Source organism: Sediminibacter sp. Hel_I_10 (genome assembly GCF_000688335.1).
Lineage (GTDB): Bacteria > Bacteroidota > Bacteroidia > Flavobacteriales > Flavobacteriaceae > Psychroserpens.
On record NZ_JHZX01000001.1, the window covers coordinates 2,465,944 to 2,487,467 of the forward strand.

General features: G+C 36.5%; 21 protein-coding genes. 18 read left to right on the forward strand and 3 right to left on the reverse strand.

The window, feature by feature from the left end:
* The first annotated feature begins 55 nt into the window (after positions 1-55).
* The 9 genes from P176_RS0111065 (at position 56) to P176_RS0111105 (ending at position 11,033) form a co-directional block, all read left to right on the forward strand.
* Positions 56-2,140 carry a TonB-dependent siderophore receptor gene (locus P176_RS0111065; RefSeq protein ID WP_026754772.1) on the forward strand — a complete coding sequence of 695 codons (2,085 nt, stop codon included), beginning with the start codon at positions 56-58 and terminating at the stop codon, positions 2,138-2,140.
* 11 nt (positions 2,141-2,151) lie between these two features.
* The gene (locus P176_RS0111070; protein WP_026754773.1) at positions 2,152-2,790 is read left to right on the forward strand and encodes an HmuY family protein; all 639 of its coding nucleotides are present in this window, start codon (positions 2,152-2,154) and stop codon (positions 2,788-2,790) included.
* A 640-nt stretch (positions 2,791-3,430) separates the two neighbouring features.
* On the forward strand, positions 3,431-3,601 hold the full coding sequence (locus P176_RS20405; protein ID WP_156033029.1) for a hypothetical protein: 171 nt from the start codon (positions 3,431-3,433) through the stop codon (positions 3,599-3,601).
* 138 nt (positions 3,602-3,739) lie between these two features.
* The gene (locus P176_RS0111080; protein WP_051605466.1) at positions 3,740-5,737 is read left to right on the forward strand and encodes a tetratricopeptide repeat-containing sensor histidine kinase; all 1,998 of its coding nucleotides are present in this window, start codon (positions 3,740-3,742) and stop codon (positions 5,735-5,737) included.
* A gap of 7 nt (positions 5,738-5,744) precedes the next feature.
* On the forward strand, positions 5,745-6,413 hold the full coding sequence (locus tag P176_RS0111085; protein ID WP_026754775.1) for a response regulator: 669 nt from the start codon (positions 5,745-5,747) through the stop codon (positions 6,411-6,413).
* A 484-nt stretch (positions 6,414-6,897) separates the two neighbouring features.
* Positions 6,898-7,257 carry a BlaI/MecI/CopY family transcriptional regulator gene (locus tag P176_RS0111090; RefSeq protein ID WP_026754776.1) on the forward strand — a complete coding sequence of 120 codons (360 nt, stop codon included), beginning with the start codon at positions 6,898-6,900 and terminating at the stop codon, positions 7,255-7,257.
* 5 nt (positions 7,258-7,262) lie between these two features.
* Positions 7,263-9,266: a M56 family metallopeptidase gene (locus tag P176_RS19345; RefSeq protein WP_051605467.1), complete on the forward strand. Its 2,004-nt coding sequence runs from the start codon at positions 7,263-7,265 to the stop codon at positions 9,264-9,266.
* 11 nt (positions 9,267-9,277) lie between these two features.
* Positions 9,278-10,438 carry a tetratricopeptide repeat protein gene (locus P176_RS0111100; protein WP_231481237.1) on the forward strand — a complete coding sequence of 387 codons (1,161 nt, stop codon included), beginning with the start codon at positions 9,278-9,280 and terminating at the stop codon, positions 10,436-10,438.
* 118 nt (positions 10,439-10,556) lie between these two features.
* Positions 10,557-11,033: a hypothetical protein gene (locus P176_RS0111105; RefSeq protein ID WP_026754778.1), complete on the forward strand. Its 477-nt coding sequence runs from the start codon at positions 10,557-10,559 to the stop codon at positions 11,031-11,033.
* Between the two features lie 39 nt (positions 11,034-11,072).
* Here P176_RS0111105 and P176_RS0111110 read toward each other — a convergent pair whose 3' ends face one another.
* From P176_RS0111110 to P176_RS0111120, 3 genes are read right to left on the reverse strand one after another with little or no spacing between them, the layout of a single operon-like run.
* Positions 11,073-11,924 (reverse strand): hypothetical protein, encoded by an 852-nt coding sequence (locus P176_RS0111110; RefSeq protein ID WP_026754779.1) that lies wholly within the window; start codon positions 11,922-11,924, stop codon positions 11,073-11,075.
* A gap of 53 nt (positions 11,925-11,977) precedes the next feature.
* Positions 11,978-13,114 (reverse strand): glycosyltransferase, encoded by a 1,137-nt coding sequence (locus tag P176_RS0111115; RefSeq protein WP_026754780.1) that lies wholly within the window; start codon positions 13,112-13,114, stop codon positions 11,978-11,980.
* Between the two features lie 2 nt (positions 13,115-13,116).
* Positions 13,117-14,088 (reverse strand): lysylphosphatidylglycerol synthase domain-containing protein, encoded by a 972-nt coding sequence (locus tag P176_RS0111120; protein ID WP_369793767.1) that lies wholly within the window; start codon positions 14,086-14,088, stop codon positions 13,117-13,119.
* A 26-nt stretch (positions 14,089-14,114) separates the two neighbouring features.
* Here P176_RS0111120 and P176_RS0111125 point away from each other — a divergent pair, with 26 nt between their 5' ends.
* The 9 genes from P176_RS0111125 to P176_RS0111165 all read left to right on the forward strand — a co-directional run bounded on the left by P176_RS0111125 (position 14,115) and on the right by P176_RS0111165 (position 21,522).
* Positions 14,115-14,750, forward strand: coding sequence for an outer membrane beta-barrel protein (locus P176_RS0111125; RefSeq protein WP_026754782.1), 636 nt, complete (start codon positions 14,115-14,117; stop codon positions 14,748-14,750).
* Entirely contained in the window at positions 14,750-15,304 is a 555-nt protein-coding gene (ruvC, locus tag P176_RS0111130; protein ID WP_026754783.1) for a crossover junction endodeoxyribonuclease RuvC, read from the forward strand. Before P176_RS0111125 ends, ruvC begins: the two co-directional genes overlap by 1 nt.
* Positions 15,301-16,479, forward strand: coding sequence for a radical SAM family heme chaperone HemW (gene hemW, locus P176_RS0111135; protein ID WP_026754784.1), 1,179 nt, complete (start codon positions 15,301-15,303; stop codon positions 16,477-16,479). Before ruvC ends, hemW begins: the two co-directional genes overlap by 4 nt.
* Positions 16,476-17,225, forward strand: coding sequence for a cyclase family protein (locus P176_RS0111140; protein WP_026754785.1), 750 nt, complete (start codon positions 16,476-16,478; stop codon positions 17,223-17,225). The genes hemW and P176_RS0111140 overlap by 4 nt, the downstream gene beginning before the upstream one ends.
* Positions 17,226-17,270: 45 nt before the next feature.
* A complete protein-coding gene (locus P176_RS0111145) occupies positions 17,271-17,879 on the forward strand; it encodes a DUF4230 domain-containing protein (RefSeq protein WP_026754786.1) in 609 nt (202 codons plus the stop codon).
* Between the two features lie 26 nt (positions 17,880-17,905).
* Positions 17,906-18,271: an MmcQ/YjbR family DNA-binding protein gene (locus P176_RS0111150; RefSeq protein WP_026754787.1), complete on the forward strand. Its 366-nt coding sequence runs from the start codon at positions 17,906-17,908 to the stop codon at positions 18,269-18,271.
* Positions 18,272-18,594: 323 nt separating this feature from the next.
* Positions 18,595-19,008 (forward strand): response regulator, encoded by a 414-nt coding sequence (locus P176_RS0111155; RefSeq protein WP_026754788.1) that lies wholly within the window; start codon positions 18,595-18,597, stop codon positions 19,006-19,008.
* On the forward strand, positions 19,008-19,565 hold the full coding sequence (locus P176_RS0111160) for a heme NO-binding domain-containing protein (RefSeq protein WP_026754789.1): 558 nt from the start codon (positions 19,008-19,010) through the stop codon (positions 19,563-19,565). Before P176_RS0111155 ends, P176_RS0111160 begins: the two co-directional genes overlap by 1 nt.
* The gene (locus P176_RS0111165; protein ID WP_026754790.1) at positions 19,546-21,522 is read left to right on the forward strand and encodes a PAS domain-containing sensor histidine kinase; all 1,977 of its coding nucleotides are present in this window, start codon (positions 19,546-19,548) and stop codon (positions 21,520-21,522) included. The genes P176_RS0111160 and P176_RS0111165 overlap by 20 nt, the downstream gene beginning before the upstream one ends.
* Positions 21,523-21,524: the final 2 nt, after the last annotated feature.

Below are 21,524 nucleotides of genomic sequence, written 5' to 3' on the forward strand. Positions count from 1 at the left end.
TCTTATTTAGATTGAATTAAAATAACTTATATATTTGCAGCAAATCTAATCAAGAATGAGTCTAAATAAAAATAATATTACTCTTTATTTTGTATTTTTTTTCGTCACACTCGCTTTCTCGCAAGAACAGAAGAAGATCGATTCAGATACTATTCCTGCAGAACATTTAGAGGAAGTATTGATTACCGCTACACGAACTGTTAGACAACTATCATCATTGCCATTGCCCGTTCAAATTATTTCAAAAAAGGAGATACAGGGTTCCAATAACTTGCGCTTAAGCGATATTTTAGGAGAGCAAACCGGATTAATTACTGTTCCCGATTTTGGAGGTGGAGAGGGCATTCAACTTCAAGGCCTTGATTCGCAATATACCCTGATTCTGGTGGACGGCGTCCCACTTATTGGCCGCTCCGCAGGAACATTAGACTTGAGTAGAGTGACCGTTGGAAACGTTCAGCAAATAGAAATTGTGAAAGGCGCTTCTTCTAGTCTGTATGGCAGTGAGGCCTTGGGTGGCGTTATAAATATTATTACAGATAAACCAAAAAAAGGATTTGGCGGTCACCTAAATTATCGTTTAGGAACTTTTAACACCCATGACATCAGTAGTGCCATCAACTACAAAAAAGATAAGTTGGGAGCCAGTATATTTATTAATCGGTTCAGTAGTGATGGTTATGACCTTTTCGATACTGATGCGCTCAACACGGTTGAGCCCTTTAGTAATTATACCTTAAACACAAAACTCACCTATGATCTTACAGAATCTACAGATATTTTTATGTCTGCCAGATACTACTCCCAAAATCAGGATTTAATTGCTTCGGAAACATCCGCGGGAGAGAGTGATCTTAGGGAATGGAATACACATCTACAACTCAATCATAAGTACAGTGAGAAATGGAGCAGTTATTTTGAATTTTATGCCACGAGATATAAAGCGGACGAATTTTTAAATCAAACGGATGGCTCCAGGCTAAGTTCCTCTTTTTTTAATCAATTATTGATAAGGCCAGAAATTAGGGCCACCTATAAACCTAAAGCCAATAGGACTTTTATTGGCGGAGTTGGGTTTAATCATGAAACTCTTGACCGTACCGACTTTACAGATAAGCCCATCTTTAACTCGCCTTATGCCTATTTGCAATATGACACCAACCCCACGAATAAGCTGAATATTATTTTAGGTGCTCGTTTTGATAGCCATAATGCCTATGCCTCACAATTTAGTCCCAAAGCAGCCTTAAGGTATGAGTTTAACGATAGACTAGCGGTGAAAGGATCTGTAGGTTATGGTTTTAAAGCCCCAGATTTTAGACAGCTCTATTTTAATTTTAGCAACGCTACTGTGGGTTATACCGTCTTAGGTTATAATGCGGTAAGTACAACCATTCCTCTGTTACAAGAGCAGGGACAAATTGCCAATATCATTGTTCCAATTTCAGAATTTGAAGACCAATTAAAAACGGAAAGTTCCATAGGGATCAACTTAGGCGCAGATTATAAATTAAGCGCTTCCCTAACGTTGGGCCTAAATCTATTTAGAAATGCTATTGATCATCTCATTGATACTCGGGTGATAGCCAATAAGACCAATGGACAAAACGTCTTTAGTTATTTTAATGTAGATCAAGTGTATACCCAAGGTCTAGAATTTAATACAGCCTGGAAACCCAATAACCGTCTAAAAATTACAGGAGGTTATCAACTGCTATATGCTAAAGACAAGGGAGCTGAAAAAGCATTTGATAATGGGGAGGTTTTTGCCAGAGCGAGTCCGTCATCATCATCCTTTCAGCTTAACAAAAAAGATTACTTCGGTCTTTACAATAGGTCTCGGCACATGGCCAATTTAAAACTGTTTTATGCCATTCCCAAATTTAAACTAGACGCAAATATTAGAGCGACTTACAGAAGTAAATATGGTCTTATCGATAGCAATGGAAACGGATATCTTGATAGCTACGATAGTTTTGTTTCGGGCTATTCGATTGTTGATGTGGCTCTCAACAAAAATATATTTCAAAACTATAAGCTTGGCTTTGGTTTTGAAAACATCTTCGACTTCAAAGATCCACAAAACATAACCAATGTGCCAGGTCGAATTATCTACGGAAAACTTAATATTAAATTTTAAATACTTAACACATGAAAACTATTAAAACCATTCAATCACTCGCATTAGCAGTACTATTTATAGGATTTAGTTCTTGTAGTAATGATGATGACAACGCAGCAGCTTTACTTGAGGTAGAATCTGAAAACGTTTCAAACCTTTATGCGCCGCAGTCTGGCGGACAGGGACAACCCGTAGGCGGTGACTTTACAAAATTTGATTTTGCTACCGGGCAAACCACAACAAGCAATACCGATTGGGATATTGCCTTTAGGGGGACTGCAATTATTGTAAATGGCGGTACGTCTTTAGGTACTGCAGATGAGCCAGAACGCACTGGAGAAGCAGCTGCCTATATTATTGGAGGTACATTGGCCTCTGTTTCGCAAGTAGACCTTGCTTTGTTTGAACAGGATGATGAGACTGGATACGCCATTCCATCAGGTAGTAATAATGGCTGGTACAGTTATGCTGGAGAACCAACCCATTTAATCAACCCGATACCAGGAAAGATCTTGGTGTTTAAAACAAGAGACGGGCAATTTGCAAAAGTTGAAATATTGAGTTATTATGAAAATGCTCCAGAAAGTCCAAGCGCTTTTGAAGATGCAACGCCATATTATACATTCAACTATGTATACCAACCTAACGCGGGTCTTACAACGTTTTAGGGCATTGAATTACTGAGCAGTGCCAATACTTATTGTTAATTTTCATTGACTTTAAATAGAATTCATTTAATTGAAACCCTCACCTTATTGTGAGGGTTTTTCTTTGATAGGAAGATTTTGCGAACATTTATGCACCTATCAAAAGGCGCATGGAAGTTGTTGATGGATTTATGACTTAGGGTCTATGCCGAAAACGTCCTTCCAGAATTACAAATCTTCAAATCATTTTTTGTAAAAAATATGAAATTTTAGAGGTAAGGGCAGTTTATTTATGGTGCTGATAATACTCTTTTTAGAAATATCGGCATCCTAAAATCTAAGTTATCAACAATTAATCAACATAAATTTACTTAAAAAATGCATTTCATCGATAAAATAGTATGTTTTATGGATAATCGTTTGGTAGTTTCTGAAATTACTTATACTTTGCACCTGTCTTGAGATTCCCTAATTTACTTTCAAGATATTATTAATCCATTTTGTTTAGACGTTGTTCAACGTCGGAAGTATTCCCTCAAAAGTTTGGGTTTTTTTATGCCCAATAATTAATGATCCGTTTTCCCTTTTGGCTACAATTATTGTTGCCAATGTGATAAGAACATAATTAAACTTTGATAATAATCCCTAAAAAACCAACAAAATGAGATCTTTAAAAATTACTTTATTAGTGTTAGTCGTATTATTTCTAACTGTTTCAGGACAGAGCAGCGACGTTGTTGTTGAAAATAATCAACCTACTTACAAAACTCATAAACAATACGATTTGATGGCACACGCTAAAAAGAAAGTTGAAGTAACCGGCCAAGGCTAAAATTCTTATGACTTAATACTCAAGCACCATGAATTCATGGTGCTTTTTTGTTTCCTTAAATTACTTTTTTTTAAAGTAAATTTAGCATTCATAAATTGTGATATGATGAAGTTAAGGTGTTTTATATTTTTAATAATAGTGTCATTTAAAAGTTACGGGCAAGAGACTTCAAGAAGAACTGATTTTGATAAAATTCAAGATTTAAGAGCGCAGTCCAATAAGAGTTCTAATAAATTTCAGGAAAAATTAAACTTTGCTAAGCAGGCATTAGAATTATCTACAAAAATAGGTGTAGACTCATCAATCATATCAGATTATAAAAATATTTCTTTACTCTATCTTTATGATGGTCGCTATGAAAACTATCGTAAATACGCGCATAAGGGCCTGTCTCTGGGAAAAAAGATAAAAGATACTTTGGCCATGGCGTCTGCTCACTTCAATGTTGGTCAATCCCATTATATAGAATTTCGTAATGATAGTGCTTACTATCACTTTTCAAAGTCTTTTGAATTATATGATTATCTGCAAGATCAAAATCGTAAAGCAAAAATATTACTAAATCTCGCAGACATTCAGGACACTGAACAAGACTATATTGGAAGCGAGACCAATGCCATAAAAGCGCTTAAACTCTATGAAATTCTACCCAAAACAGAGGTGAATCTTGACCGAACCTGGATGTTGAATAACTTGCTTGGTATTGTTTCCATGAAATTGGGGTTTAATGAAAAGTCACTAGAGTACCATACTGAGGCGCAGAACGTTGCTGAAGACATGAGGCAAGAGGGATTCTACAACAAGGTTTTTTCTATCAACAACATTGCCTTTGTGTATCGTAAACAAAAAGATTACGATAAATCATTAGAACTCTATCAGAGCTTGGTGGATATTCGGGAGGATTATGATGATTATGATCCTACTTTTTATCCGCTAGTTCTTGAGAATATGGCCTACACTAAGCTCATTGCGGGGCACACCGATTATGAGGCTATGGAGCGTAACTTTAAAGAGGCCTACCGCATTAGCGATAGCCTCGATGATCCCATTACCAAAATAGCAGTAAGTATCGATCTCTCTAAATATTATTTTCAACGTCACCAACCTGATTCTTCTCTTAAATATGCCAACATAACCTATGATCTAGCCAAAGAAACCTCTTCAAACGAAATCTTATTAGATGCGATTAAAGTATTGTCGAAATTAAAATCAGGTGAAGAAGGGAAAGCATATCTCGAGGAGCATATTGCCCTGAGTGACAGTTTGCTTAATGTAGAGCGAAATGTGAGAAATAAGTTTGCCCGCATCGAGTTTGAAACTGATAAAATTGAGGAAGAAAATGAACGAATGACCGTGCAACGCAAATGGCTACTCATCGTTTCCGTTGTATTGCTGTTAACGCTATTTTTACTCTACATTATCATTACCCAAAGAAATAAAAATAGGGAACTCCAATTTGAGAAAGATCAACAAAAAGTAAATGAAGAGATTTATAACTTGATGTTGACCCAACAAGATAAGGTGGATGAAGCTAGAGCTTACGAGAAAAAAAGAATTTCCCAAGAAATGCATGATGGTGTTTTGGGGCGTTTGTTCGGTACGAGACTAAGCTTAGATAGTTTGAATTTTTCCGAAGGGAAAGATGCCATGATGTCTCGTGCCAATTATATTAGTGAGCTCAAGACCATTGAGGAAGATATTAGAAAGATTTCTCATGATCTTAATACAGATTTTGTTTCTGGATCTAACTTTATGGCGATTGTTTCTGAACTTATTAATAAGCAAACAAAAGCTTACCAATTAAAGTACCATTTTGATTATGCAGATGATTTGAGCTGGGAAGAGGTGTCCAATAAAACAAAGATCAATCTCTATAGAATAATTCAAGAGGGATTGCAGAACATTTACAAACATGCCGAGGCAAATGAAGTTGAGATTGGTTTTAAAGAAAAAAATGGGCATATTTGTTTAACCATTTCAGATGATGGTAAAGGTTTTGATGTGCATAAAAGCAAAAAAGGTATCGGCTTAAAAAACATCAATAATCGGGTTTCTGAACTTGACGGTCAAGTCACTTTCGACTCCCAAAAAAAGAAGGGTACCACAGTTCGTATTCTAATCCCCTATAAAAACTAACCGAAACATGGAGCACATTCACATCTTAATGGTAGATGATCACCCTATTATCATAGAGGGGTATCAAAATACGCTCATGGCCACAAAAAAAGAGCATCAAACCCTCATCATTGACACTGCAAATAATTGCGATACTGCAAATATCTTATTGCGAAAGGCGGCAGATGAACGTCCCTATGACGTTTGTTTTTTTGATATTAGTCTGCCCGCTTCTTCAGATGGTACCATTACTTCAGGTGAAGATTTGGCGAAGATTTGTAGAGCGCTCATGCCGACTACCAAAGTTGTGATTTTAACCATGTTTAATGAGTCTTTTAGAATCCATGGTATTGTTAAAGAAATTAACCCAGATGGGTTTTTAATTAAAAGTGACTTGACCTCTTTGGAACTCTCTGAGGCCTTTCAACACATTTTATTTGACCCACCATATTATAGTAGTACAGTAAGCAGTTTTCTAAAAAAAGCCATCTCAAATGATGAGTACGTCGATGAGATTAATAGAAAAATTTTGTATCTCCTCTCACAAGGGATTAAAACCCGAAGCCTTACCGATCATATCGATCTTTCAATGAGTGCTATTGAAAAACGAAAAAAACAACTGAAGAGTTTATTTAAAGTTGAAGATGGAAGGGACGAAACTTTAATTATGAAAGCAAAAGAAAAAGGCTTAGTCTAATTTTTTTTCGAATTTTAGATTTATTTTTTGCTTCGGAAGATGCCGTCCTTATTGAGAACTACGGTTTTTACGTAACGGAACTACGGTTTTTCCGTAAACGAGATTAGATTGAATTTCGTATATTTGAACTTTCAACACAGTTTAGTCCCTCTAAATGATTTGTTGATTTAATAGCAAGGCAGACCCGACATTCTCTCATTATGTCGGGTTTTTTTTGTTTAGGCCTTAAATAAGCAAATGCCGTGCTGTCAACTTTCACCATAAGACAAAATTCCTAAAATGACTATCCATTCGCTTTTCCAATAAAAGCAATGGACGTTTGTATGACGTCTTCCATAGAGCGTCAGGTGCGTATCATGTATCGTTTTTACCAATTATTGAACTAAATAATTAGTTTGAACTAAAATTTTAGTTATATTTGATAACTTCAAGTGCTGAATGATATCGCGTTTTAGCAAGAGGTAACGGATACACAACTACACCAATGAAACAACTTACAAAGGCCGAAGAAGAAATCATGCAAGTGTTATGGCAATTGCAAAAAGCAGCCGTCAAGGACATTTTAGAAGAGCTTCCCGAGCCAAAACCAGCGTACAATACCGTCTCTACCATTGTACGGATTCTCGAAAATAAAGGCTTCGTGGATTATGAAAAACAAGGAAAAGGACATTTGTATTTTCCCTTAGTGCTCAAGCAAGATTATAGTAACGCTTCTATTACCAATTTGGTAGATAACTATTTTCAGGGCTCGTTTAAGAGTATGGTATCGTTTTTTGTTAAAAAGAATGATATGGACTTAAAGGAGATGGAGGCCATTTTAAAAGACATCAACAAAACAAATTAAGAGCCATGGTACATTATTATTTACAGGTTGTCGCGTTTCAGTTGTTTTTTCTAATCATCTACGATCTCTTTCTTAAAAAGGAAACGTTTTTTAATTGGAATCGTGCGTATTTACTCGTAACCGCGCTGTTGTCTGTGGTATTGCCTTTTATTAAAATAGACCGTTTGTCTACCTTGTCTTCAGAAGAATTTATAGTAAGATTACCAGAGGTAGTTATCGGTAAAACAACGACCTCGATAGATCCTGCCATAGCGGATTATGCAGGAATCACTTTGAGCGAACCAACCACACCCACATGGCAAATTTTATTATGGATAGGGATGGGTGTTGCCGCACTTGTCTTTTTAATCAAGATTTCGAAATTGGCTTTGATTTATATAAAAAACCAACAGCACTGGAGAGGACCTTTACTTATTATTAAACTGATGAATAGTTCTGCGGCATTTTCATTTTTTCATTACGTGTTCCTGGGAGAAAAAATTCAAGATCAAGAAAAAGACGCCATTTTAGAACATGAATTGGTGCATGTTAAACAAAAACACACTTTTGACTTGTTGTTTTTTGAATTGATGCGCATTGCTTTTTGGTTCAATCCGTTGGTGTATATGTATCAGTCCCGAATGACCATACTTCATGAATACATTGCAGATCATAAAGCTGTAAAATTTCAGAATAAAACACAGTATTATAATCAACTACTGTCGCAGGTTTTTGAAACCCGCCAATTTTCTTTTGTCAATCCCTTCTTCAAACAATCATTAATTAAAAAACGAATCGTTATGTTAAATCAAGCCAAATCAAAACAAAAAAATATCTTTAAGTACGCGCTATTGGTGCCTTTAGTCTTGGGTATGTTGTTTTACGTGTCTTGCCATAAAGAGTCCTTGGCAGAAGATGATCCTGCGACTTTTGACTTGAGTCAATATTCTTATTCTATGGAAAAAGGAACTACAGAAATGACCAAGGAAACCAAGGTCATTCATGAAGCCTATGAGAATTTTTTAATATCACACCCCAATTATGTGAGTTGGGCTGTTATTGATAAGGAATTCAATCGAGTATTCTATTCGGTTCACCCTGTGGATGAAGCAGTGCCCGAAGGTTTCTCAAGAATGGAATTTCATTCAAAAGAAAAAGGATCTTATGTGATATTCATGAATTTAGGATCATCTAATGACACCATTGTTCAGATGGATGAAATTGATGTCAAAGATTATGATGGTGCTATAGAAGTTCCTTTCTCTGTGATTGATGAAGTGCCTACGCTTTTGGAATGCACAGAGCAATTTGTAAGCAGGACAGCTCTTAAGCAATGTACCTCTGATTTTATAACTAGTCACGTTAGCAATAACTTAAATACAGATTTAGCTTCTCAGCTAGGTTTAACTGGTCGACAGAGAATTAATGTCATCTTTAAAATTGATACCCAAGGTCATGTTGTAGATGTGAGATCAAGAGCTCCTGACGCAGGCCCCGAAAAAAAATCAATTTTAGAAGAAGAGGCCATAAGAGTGATCAATACCTTACCTCAATTTATACCAGGCAAGCAAAAAGGTAAAGCCGTAGTGGTTCCCTATTCTTTGCCAATTTTATTTCAAGTGAATGAAAATGCCAATACCGCAAATTCATCTTCACAACCTCAAGATTTAGATGAAATCCCATTCTCGGTGGTAGACCAAGCTCCAAGATTTCAAGGCTGTGAGTCTTTTACAAACAACAACGACGTACAAAAATGTACCACAGAGATGGTTTCAAACTATGTGAGCAAGAATTTTAATAGACAGATTGCCAAACAAAATGGGCTGACAGGTCGTCAACGTATCCAAGTTATCTTTAAGATTGACAAGCAAGGAAATATTACCGGTGCAAGAGCAAGAGCGCCTCATCCTGCTTTAGAAAAAGAAGCCTTACGCGTGGTCAATAGTCTGCCTAATTTTCAAGCGGGTGAACACAATGGGCAACCTGTAACTGTACTTTATTCTTTACCAATATTGTTTAACGTAGACTAATCAATTATTTTATGCTTATAAAAACTTGCGGGTTGATCCCCATGATTTTTTTATTCGGAAATGCACTCTGCTCAGCACAATCGCCTTCAGTGAGAGAGGCAGATAGTCTTTTTGTTAACGGAAATTACAGTCGTGCCATTTCCATTTATGAAGATCTTGAAAGCGCAACCGAAGTATATGATAATATTGCTCGGGCATATATGGCCATTGGCAATTATGATGCCGCCTTAAAGTATTATCGATTAAATGTAGAAGCTCATCCTGATGATGCATTGAGCAAGTACGAATATGCCAGACTACTTTCAAAAACAAAGCATTTTGATGAAGCGGTTTCCCAATTTAACGATCTCATGAATATTGATTATCGCAACCCAAATTATCACTATGAAATGGGCCTGGCCTTAGAGCAACTTAAAGATTCTACTGCAATAAATCGCTTTCAAATTGCTTATGACCTCGATAGCAGTCACCAAAAAGCAATATTTAAGATAGCTAAAAATCACCTTCAAGAGGGAAGGTTTGAGGCCTCTCATTTTTATATTGATAAAGGCCTAGAGACTTACGCCAATAATGTAGAGCTTATAAGTTTAAAAGCTCAAAATTATTACCATCAAAAGTATTATAAAAAGGCAAAACCTTGGTTTTTAAAACTGATTGCTTTAGGAGAATCTTCTGAATTTATTCATGAGAAATTAAGTCTTATTCATGCCGAGTTATATGAATTTGAAGACGCCATTGCCCAAAGAAAATTGGTGCTAAGCTATAGCCCTTTTGATGCCACTTCAGTATTTGTAATTGGCACGTATTATGAACAACTTGAAGATTATGAACAAGCGGAAAACTATTATCTCACGGCTTTAAATCTTAAGGATAAGCCCCTAGACTTTGAATATCAAAAATTAGGGTATGTTTATAATCGACAGAAAAAGTATGGAGAGGCTATTGCCGCATTTCAAAGATCTCTTAAAGAAAACCCTGATAATTTTAACTCTGCATTTTTCTTGCTTAGTACTAAGGATGTTTATTACGCCGATGTCGATTCAAAAATTGCACTCTATGAGAATTTTATAGACACTTATAAGGATGAAAAAATGTTTGCCGGTTATGGAACTATTGCCAAAAAACGTTTAAAGGAATTAAAAGAAGAGAAGTTTTTAGACAAAAAGCAATAAAGTAAGAAACGTCATTAAGATGATCACATTAAAAACTTGGTTCAACTCTTAAAGCCAGAGCGTCTATTTCTGTTTTATTTTTTAAAAAATTGTACATTTCGCTTTCATAACCAATGACATGAAGCGGTTTCTGATTTTTATGGTACTGATGTGTTTTTTCTCTTGCGAATATTTCGACAAGAAAAAAGTACATACCGAAGATTTATTGGAAGAAGAGCTTAAAACCTTTAATTGGAAAGACGTCGATCAATATCCGTCATTCGCAACTTGTGACACTACTTCAGCAAAGGAAAACAGAAAACTGTGCTTTGAAAATACACTAAGGTCTATTCTTAATGCAAATTTAGCAGCGCATCTTATTGTGGCTTCCGAAGCGGTTCAAGATACGGTGTATCTTAAGATTACTATAGATAATAAAGGGCGGTTTAGCATTGATGATATCAAAAAATCACATCGTACGTTAGAGGTTATTCCAGAACTGGATAGTTTGTTGAGAACCAGTCTCGATTCTTTGCCCAAAATTTACCCCGCCATCAAACGAAGTCAAGAAGTGGCTACTCAGTTTACCTTGCCCGTTTTAGTCAAGATTGAGTAAGCGCTCTATCCCAGTGCTCCAATAAGCTTTGCTTTTTATCTAGAACTGAAACCGATATCCTAAAGTGATATTTGTTGAAAAATTACCCTGGTTCTCTAAATTACCCGCAAAAAGCTCGTTGTAATTTAAGGTGAGATAGCCATTTGAGCATATCTTATAATCTGCTCCAATACCAAAGATAAAAGGCACATCAAAAGCAGTATCATTAAATGTTTTTTCGCTGATAACGCCGTCTTCGTCGGCAACGTTGAGAGTGGCACTTGTAAAATTAAGTGTGGTGAATTTTACATCGGCAAACACGTTGATGTTCTCTTTTTTAATCACTCTGTAGCGGTATCCCAAAGCAATTTCGGTGGTAGAGTAATCTAAATCTTCATTAGATAACACGTGACGTACTTTTACAAACAGAGCAGAACGGGGAGAAGTCTTATTTTCTCGAAATTCAAGTTCGGCACCAAACTGTCCGAAGAGAAGATTATCGTCGTTGGTGATAAATGGGTTATTGGTAATTCCGGCAAAAGGCATCAAGAAAAATTCGATTTGGCTAGTGTCTGTCGCTACATAATCGGCATTGGCTCTTCTGTTATAGGCGTCAATGTATTTTTTAAGTCCAACTCGGGTAAATTTTACTTTATCGGTAGATAGGTTGGTGTCGCTGGTCAAATTATCGAGTACGGCTTTATAATCTTCACCTTTTAGCTCAATGATGGTATTGTCTTCGGTTCTTACAAAGTAGCGAAAATCACGATCATTGATCATCCACAAAAAATCCAGTTTGCCGTCGGCTTCCATTTTAAGCTCCAAGGTTTCGTCATTAACAGTATATTGCTCTTGCGCATTCATGGTAGAAATAGAAACTAGACAGCATAATAAACAGGCTAATATTTTCATCGGAAACGTGATTTTAATTCGAGTAAATCTAACAAAAATAAATTAAAGACCCATTATTTTTTATAGGATCGGCCTTTCCATTTATAGCTTGAAAATAAAGAGAGACAAGCGATGTAAACGCTAAAGAAAGGATATAAAAAACTTGAAAAAATATAGGAGGGTAAGACTGTTTCTTGTTCGAAAAAACGTGCTGTTTTAAAGAGGAGTAAAAAATCGATGGCCAGTTTAATGAGCCAGATGTAAATCAATGTCTTCAGTGAAATAATGGTTGCTAAGCAAAGCAGCGGTAAACAGACCAAAGTGCCATTCATTGCAAACACTAACAAGCCGGTCAATTTTCCGAAGTTGTTTTTATAATTTGTGGTTTTTGCTGCCCATCTAAGCCGTTGGGAAATCAGTGTTTTTAGGTTAGGCTGAGGGTTAGTGGTTACGATGGCCTTTGGACTTTTTAGGTACATTACGCTTTCCTTTTGATGCTTTAAAAATTTCTCTAAAAGAAAAATATCGTCTCCGCTAGAAATAGAGCTATTGCCTTCAAAGCCTTTAACGCTTATAAAAGCCGATTTACGATAAGCAAAATTGGCACCATTGCACAAAAAAGGTTTGTTGACTCCAAAACCACCAATGGTGGCACCTTGAAGGCTTAAGAGATCTAAAGCCTGAAAACGGCTTAAAAAACTGCCGAGGTTGGTATAACTTACAGGAAGTGCTACGCAATTTGCCGTGGTATTCTGTAAAAAAGCATCTAGGGTATCCAACCAAAATTGAGGCAGCTTGCAATCGGCATCGGTGGTTACCATCCAATCGTATTTGGCCTGTTTTACGGCAAGGGCAATGGCATCTTTTTTTGGTGCGTTGGTCAGCTGTTCATTTTGAAGGATTTTAAAATCAAATTGCTGTTGAGATTTGTGAGTTCTGAAAAAATCGCTGATGATGGTCTCAGATTCATCTGTTGAAGCATCATTTATAAAGAGGAGCTCAAATTTAGACATGGGATATTCTAAATTAGCCATTGAGGCCAATAAAGCAGGTAGGTTTTCGGCTTCATCACGAAACGGAATGATTACGGAGAAGCAATGTTTTGGCGTGACATCGGTCAACTGAAAGGTGTTGACTTTATCAAACCCGTAGATAAAACTACCGATGATGCCAAGATATAAAATGGTAATTACAAGAAGAATTACAAGCATGTCTAGTTGTTGTTTTGAGGAATGCTAAAATTAAGAACAAAATAACTCCCAAATAGGGCTGGAAGCACAAAGTTGAAAAGCCACATGAGAGTCACCACACTTAAAATGATCAAACTGTTTAGTCCTGCAAAACTAAATAAGTACAAGGCAACGCTTCCTTTAACCACGACATCAAATAAAAATAGCGATGGAATAACAGAGGTCAAAAGATACATTGCAGAAATAATGGTCATTGCATCCAGATAACCTAAAGGAGAATTTAAAAGGCGCAGCAATATATAAAACTGAAATGAGAAAATAAGATAGCGGCATAAGGATAAGGAGAACCCGATCACGTAGCTTCGTTTTGGCAGCGTTTGATAAAAATGTCTTAGTTTTTCTAGAGAAAATCCTTTTATTTTTATTGATTTCCTCTTAAGATAAAGGGTCATCATCACGATCGCAACGACTAGGAGAAAAACCATAAGGTATGGATCAATCTGCAACAGGTTGGTCTTGTAGCTTGTTTGAAAGAGCATCAAACCAATGACGCCAAATAATGTTGTGACGCTCATTTGCATCATGTTTCCTAAAAAATTAAGTACTACTACTGGTTTGCGGTGCTGTTTTTTAAAGTAAATGGCTTTGGCGCCATATTCCCCAATACGATTAGGGGTAAACAAAGACGCGGTGAGTGCAGCTAAACTTTGTTCTGCTGCTTTTTTGATGGAAATGTCGACGATAGATTTGACCAGAACACGCCATTTTACAATTTCAAGATACCAGTTACACGCACTAAGAATGACTAAGAAACTAAGGTTTTTTATAGAGATCAAATTATTTGCTCTCAAAATTTGATGGAAGCTATCAAGGTCTAAATTAGAATTGTAAACCAGCTTTTTATAGATAAAATAAAAAGCCAAGACCACGATGCCTATTTTGATAAGTACAAAAAAGAATTGCTTAGTTTTGTATGAAAGGCGCCCTATAACCACGTCGCAAATTAAACCTTTATAATGATATGACCTCTAATCAACGATTTCAAAAATGGGTACTCGTTGTGCTAATTTGTTTATGTTCAGAATTTGGATTTGCACAACGCATTGCCAATCAATGGAAAGCACAGGTGGCACTTGGTGTTAATAGTCCGTCGCAATCTGGATTTGTAGAAGGATTTGAGGCCAAATCTGTCAATTTTCCTACCGTAAATCTTGGCATTCAGTACATGTTCAAACGGCAGTTGGGCGGTAAATTAGACTTTGGTTTTAATAGGTTTTCAAGCACAGATAATTCCGTAGAATTTAAAACCAACTATAGCAGGATCAATGCCCAGTTGGTGTATGATCCCACAACATCACTTTCGTTTTTACCAGTGCGATTGGGCGTTGTTGCCCATGCCGGACCAGGCTATTCTATAATAAAGCCTTTAGGCGAGTTTCGGGATAATAATTTAAGTTTTTTAAACGTCATGGGTGGCGCCGAGTTTCATTACGGCTTGTCTGAGCGTGCCTCAATTTATACTGATGTATCCTATATTATGGGGTTTGCAAAGGATTTTGATCCAGAAATAGAAGGGTTTGGTGCCTTTAACGGAAACTTGTTGACCATTACCTTTGGCATTACCTTTTCATTAACTGGCTGCGAATATTGCAATTAATGGCACAAGAAAAAATCATATTGGGTATTGATCCAGGAACTACGATCATGGGCTTTGGCCTTATTAAGGTGGTAGGCAAAAAAATGGAATTTCTCCAATTGAATGAGTTGGACCTTAAAAAATATTCGGATCATTACCTTAAGCTCAAACTTATTTTTGAGCGCACTATAGAACTTATTGATACCCATCACCCAGATGAAATTGCGATTGAAGCGCCTTTCTTCGGAAAAAATGTACAAAGCATGCTCAAATTAGGTCGTGCCCAAGGGGTGGCTATGGCAGCAGGCTTATCTCGTGAAGTTCCCATAACGGAATATTCTCCCAAAAAAATCAAGATGGCCATTACAGGTAATGGAAACGCCAGTAAAGAGCAAGTTGCCAAAATGCTACAGAGTTTGTTGGGCTTAAAGACCTTGCCAAAAAATTTGGATGCGACTGATGGTCTTGCTGCTGCAGTGTGTCATTTCTATAATGAAGGCCGTGTTGAGATAGGTAAAAGTTACTCGGGTTGGGGAGCTTTTGTGAAGCAGAATGAAGATAGAGTAAAAAAATGAGCGGCATCTACATCCATATTCCTTTTTGTAAACAAGCTTGCCATTATTGTGATTTTCATTTTTCAACGTCCCTAAAATCAAGAGATGCCATGGTTCTCGCTCTGGCCAAGGAGATGAGACTTAGAAAAGAAGAACTCCCAGAACAAAAGGTAGAGACCATTTATTTCGGTGGCGGCACACCTTCACTGTTGCGTGTTGACGAATTGGACTTTCTGATTCAAGAAGTCTACAAGAATTATAAGGTTTCCGAAGCACCAGAAATCACCTTAGAGGCCAACCCAGACGATTTGATCAAGGCACAATCCCTTTCAAAACATCAATCTGAAGTCTTGAATTCTACATCAATATTTGAGGCTTACAAACACATTGGAATCAATCGGCTTTCTATAGGCATCCAATCCTTTTATGAGCAAGATCTTAAATTAATGAACCGCGCCCATAATGCCAGAGAGGCCAAGCAATGTTTAGAAGAGGCCACTGTGTATTTTGATAACATTTCATTAGACTTAATTTATGGCATCCCAGGACTAACTCACGAGCGTTGGCAACACAATATTGATACGGCGCTAAGTTTTGGTGTCTCACACATATCAAGCTACGCACTCACCATAGAGCCCAAGACCGCATTAAAAGCTTTTATAGAAAAAGGCATTGTAGATGATGTGGATGACGAGCAGGCGCAAGCCCAATTTATGATGCTGATTGCTGCTCTAGAAGCCCATGATTTTGTACATTATGAACTGTCTAATTTTGGTAAAAGCGACTATTTCAGTAGAAATAATTCGGCATATTGGCAGGGTAAGCCCTATTTGGGCATTGGCCCTTCGGCGCATTCTTTTAGCGGAAATGAGCGCAGTTGGAACATTAGAAATAACATAAAATACATCAAGGCTATAGAAGAGGGGCATCTTCCGAAGGAAACCGAGGTACTCTCAACGACCGATAAATATAACGAATATGTAATGACGGGATTGAGAACCATTTGGGGCGTGTCTTTAACCAAAGTAGAACAGGAATATGGAATGCACTACAAAAACTACCTTTTGGATCAAGCGGAGCCTTTAATAAAAGAACATTTATTGTATATTGATGACGCGACATTACACGTTACTAAAACTTCAAAATTTTTGAGTGACGGCATCGCTTCAAACCTATTTAAACTCAATTTATCTTGATTGCTACTATAGAACACCACTCAAAAAAACTGAAGATTGATCTGTCCAAACCATTGGATATTTCCATCCCCATGCGTGCCACTAAAGATAATGTAAGCGCTTGGTATATTGATAAGCCTAAGATTTTTCCTGAGGTACTAGAAGAGAAAGAAATTAGCGTTGCCAATGGCGCTTCGGTCAATTTCAACAGCATTCATTTCAACCCTCACGCACATGGTACGCATACAGAATGTGTGGGGCATATTACCGAAAAGGTCTACAGTGTCAACAAACATCTCAAACAGTTTTTCTTTTTGGCCGAGGTCATTTCAGTAGCTCCAGAAAAATACATGCGAGATACCATGGTATCTGAGGCGCAACTTAAATTTGCTTTAGGAGATAAAAAAGTAGATGCTTTGGTGATTAGAACTTTGCCTAATTTTTCAGATAAAAAGAAACGACATTACTCCAATACCAACTGGACCTATTTAAAAGAGGAGGCTGTTGCTTTTTTGGTAAAAAAAGGAATCAAACATTTGTTAATCGATTTGCCAAGTGTTGATCGCGAAGAAGATGGAGGTCAATTGCGAAGTCATAAGGCCTTTTGGAACTTTGAAGGCGAATTAAGAAAAGATTGTACCATTACAGAATTGATTTATGTGCCAAATAAAGTTAAGGATGGGTCTTATTTTTTGAACTTACAGATTGCTCCATTTGAAAACGATGCCTCACCCAGTAAGCCTATTTTGTATAAAATTATAGATTAAGAACCCTCTGTAAAAGAGAGATGCTTAATCGCTCAAACGCATAAAATGGAAACTTTTTTTATCATTATCATCAGTGTTCTCATCACTTTGGGTGCAGTAACGCTTGTCAAACAAATCTTAGAGAAACAACGCATCAATTCTCAATCGATTATTTTATTAGATAAGATTAAGAAAGTGTGCAAGTTCATTACGGTAGAGGGTGATTTTGCAGAAATCTATCATTATGAGGATATTAAAACGCGTTTTTTAAAACTGGTCTCTAGCCGAAAAAAAGCGTTAGTGGTCATTAAGGCGAAGGCGCATGTTGGTTTTGATTTATCAAAGATTAAGTTGGATGCCGATACAAAATCAAAAACGGTCAAGCTGTTTCATTTTCCTGAACCTGAAATTTTAAGTATTGAGACCGATCTCAATTATTATGATAAACGGGATGGGATGTTCAATAGGTTTGAAGCTTCAGATTTAACCAGTTTGCATAATGACGCCAAATTGCACATTATGAACAAAGTCCCAGAAAGTGGCCTTTACAACATCGCCAAGCAAGAAGCTTTAGAGTCGGTGAAGTTAATTGAGGGCATGGTAGAAACTATTGGCTGGAAACTTGATTATTCTGCTCTAGAAATGTCCACAGAAAATCCCAAGCAACTCAAATAATCAATAATTCATAACCGCAACAAGCTATGCATATCGATCAGTTAAGAGACTATTGTCTTCGTAAAAACGGGGTTACTGAAACCTTTCCGTTTAACGCCGATACGCTTGTTTTTAAGGTTGTGGGTAAGATGTTCGCGCTATTTCCTTTAGATAAATGGGAAGCAGGTGAAGGCAGCGTCAATTTAAAATGTGATCCTGCTTATGCTCAAGAGCTACGCGACGCGTATGAAAGTATTACGGCGGGTTGGCACATGAGTAAGACCCATTGGAACACGTTGTACCTCTTTAAAAATGAGCTTTCGGCAAAGCTAACGTTGGAGTTGATTGATCACTCCTACGACTTGGTGGTAGCGGGATTGCCTAAGAAGCTTAAAAAGAACCTAGAGGATTAAAAACTATTCGTCGATACTTCTTGTTAATTAATCTATACTTAAGCGGAGTACGTCGATTTATCGTTTTCAAACGAAACTACTGGACTAACTTCGAATAATAATTAGAACTTCAAATGTATTTCAAAAGGTACGTGTGAATTTCAAAATTATCAAAAAGGAGGTCATAACACGCTTATGTTTTAGCCAAAATAATAGCAAATTTGCGTTACCATTGGTCGACAGTTAACCGTTAGTGGTCTATACAAAAACAATTTTGGACGTAATATTAAATACAGAGGAATATGATAGATTATATTTCAAAAGATCCAAAAAAACCCTCAGAAATGACTAAAGCATTAAAGATCCTTTTAATCGAAGATGACATGATAGAAGTGATGAAACTAAATCGAGTTGTTTCCTCCCTTGAAATCAAACATCAAACCATTGAAGTAAATAATGGAGAAGAAGCCTTAAAGCACCTAGAGCAAAAGGACAATCTTCCAGATATTATTCTGTTGGATTTGAACATGCCTAAGATCAATGGCATTGAATTTTTATCGATTCTTAAAAAGGATGAGCTTTTAAGATATATCCCCACCATCATCTTAACGACCTCCAATAATCAGAAGGATTTAGAGGAATGTTATAAAATTGGCGTTGCGGGTTACGTGTTAAAACCGTTAAAATACGAAGATTATGTATCTAAAATTGAAAAATTATTAGCATATTGGAGTATTAATGAATTAAAGAAAATTTAATGAAAGGCATAGTTTTTACTGAATTTTTAGAGCTCGTAGAAGATAAGTTTGGTTTAGAGATGGTTGATACCATTATAGAACAATCTAATTTAGAATCTAATGGGGCTTATACTTCAGTAGGAACCTATCAGTTTTCAGAAATGTTACAACTGCTCCAAAATCTAAGTGACAATACCGCTATTTCGGCCGATGATCTATTATTGGTCTATGGAGAACATTTTTTCTCAGTTATAGAAAAAAGTTATCCAAGTCTTTTAGCAACCTATCAGGATCCTATAGAGATGTTAGCCTCTATAGAAAATCATATTCATGTCGAGGTAAGAAAAATTTACCCAGATGCGGAATTACCTACATTTAAAACCTTGGAGAAAACAGAGAATTCATTAGTGATGATTTACCAATCCAGCAGAGCAATGCACCATTTTGGGTTGGGTTTAATGAATAAAACGTTTGATCACTTTAATGCAAAAGCCTCTATCGTTTTAGAGAAAATTAAAGCAGACGGCACTGAAGTCAAGTTTTTAATCAATAGGATCGATGAGTCAAAATCAAATTGAGATATTACAACGCGCTTTAAATAGAGAGAAAGCTGCTAGAAAAGAAGCAGAAAAAATATTAGAGCAAAAATCTACCCAATTATATGAGCTTAACCAGAAGCTTGTTAAGTCTAATGAAGATCTTGCTATTCTTCTCGCTCAAACAAATTCTCAACTCCAAGGTGTTTTTGAGAATATTGTAGACGCATATGTTATCATCGATTTACAAGGAAACATCCTAAAGATGAACGATGCGGCAGTGTCTTTATTAGGTTTTGATGACCCTAAAGAAGATTTTAATCTTATGAAGATGGTAAGCCCGGGTGAAGAAGCCACTGTCCAACAGGCTTTTAAGGACTTGTTGACCAAGGGTGCAGCAACAGACCTAGAAATTCAAATTATTACCAAGCGCAAAGCGCGTAAACTGGTACATATTAATGCCAGCGTCATTTATGATGAGGGTATTGCCGTAGCTGCTCAAGGTATTGTAAGAGATATTACAAAAGATAAGGAGGCTGAAGAGAAGCTTATTGAGTCTGAAAACAGACTATCTACAGTAATACTTAATTTAGATAGTGGTACGCTCTTGGAAGATGAAGACCGAAAGATTGTTTTAACAAATAAAAAATTCTGCGAACTTTTTAATATTCCCGTATCTCCAGAGTTGTTAATAGGTCAAGATTGCTCTGAGTCTGCCGAGCAAACCAAATCGCTTTTTCAAGATCCTGAGGGGTTTGTAAAAGATGTCAATATGCTTATAAAAAACAAAACGCTTGTTTTAGGAGATGAGGTAAAAATGGTTTGTGGTAAAATCCTGGAACGGGACTATATTCCCATTTTTAAAAAGGATGTTTATAAGGGGCACCTGTGGAGCTATAGAGATATTACGCTTAAGCGTAAATACCGAGAAAGTATAGAAGCTCAAAAGCACAAATATTACAATATCATCTCTAACATGAACTTAGGCTTGGTTGAAGTGGATATGGATGATCGTATCATAATGGTTAACCAGAGTATGGTGAGCATGACTGGCTATTCTAAGGCAGAACTTATTGGTTTTAGGGGAAAAGATTTTTTACCATACGAAGGAGATAAAGAGGTTATTGAAGGCAAACTTGAAAAACACCGAAAAGGAAAATCGGATTCTTACGAAGTGCGTATTAGAAACAAAGCAGGGCAGATAAGATATTGGTCGGTTAGTGGAGCGCCAAATTATGATCTTAATGGCAATATTGTTGGGTATATAGGCATCAACTATGATATTACCGAAATTATAGAACTTCAAAATCAAAAAGAAAAACTTGTAAAAGAACTCAAGAAAAATAATGACGAACTTCAAGAATATGCTCACGTTGTATCCCATGATTTAAAGTCTCCCTTGAGGAGTATCCATGCTTTGATCAGTTGGTTAAAAGAAGATAATGTTGGAAAACTAGATGAGACCAGCTTACGAAATATTGATCTTGTAGAAACAACCTTAGAAAAAATGGAACAGTTGATCACAGACATTCTAGATTATTCAAGCGTTGGAGCAGATGCTCGGGAGGCCGAAATGGTAAATATCAATGACTTGCTTCAGGATTTGATTAAAATACTATACGTTCCAGAGCATATAGAAATCACGTTAATCAAAACGCTTCCAGAAATTCAAGGTAACAAGGCAAAATTGCAGCAATTATTTCAAAACTTGATTAGTAACGCGGTCAAGTTTTGTGATAAAGAAGAGGGGTTAATTGAAATTGATGTTTTAGAAAAAAAGAATTTTTATCAGTTTTCAGTCAAGGATAATGGGATGGGAATTGAAAAGAAATTTCATGATAAGATCTTTAAGATTTTTCATGCTTTAAATAAAAGTAAGGATTCTACGGGTATAGGATTATCGATTGTTAAGAAAATCGTCGACTTGCACGATGGTGATATTTGGTTGGAGAGTGAACCCAATGTGGGCACTACCTTTTATTTCACTTTAAAAAAATAATT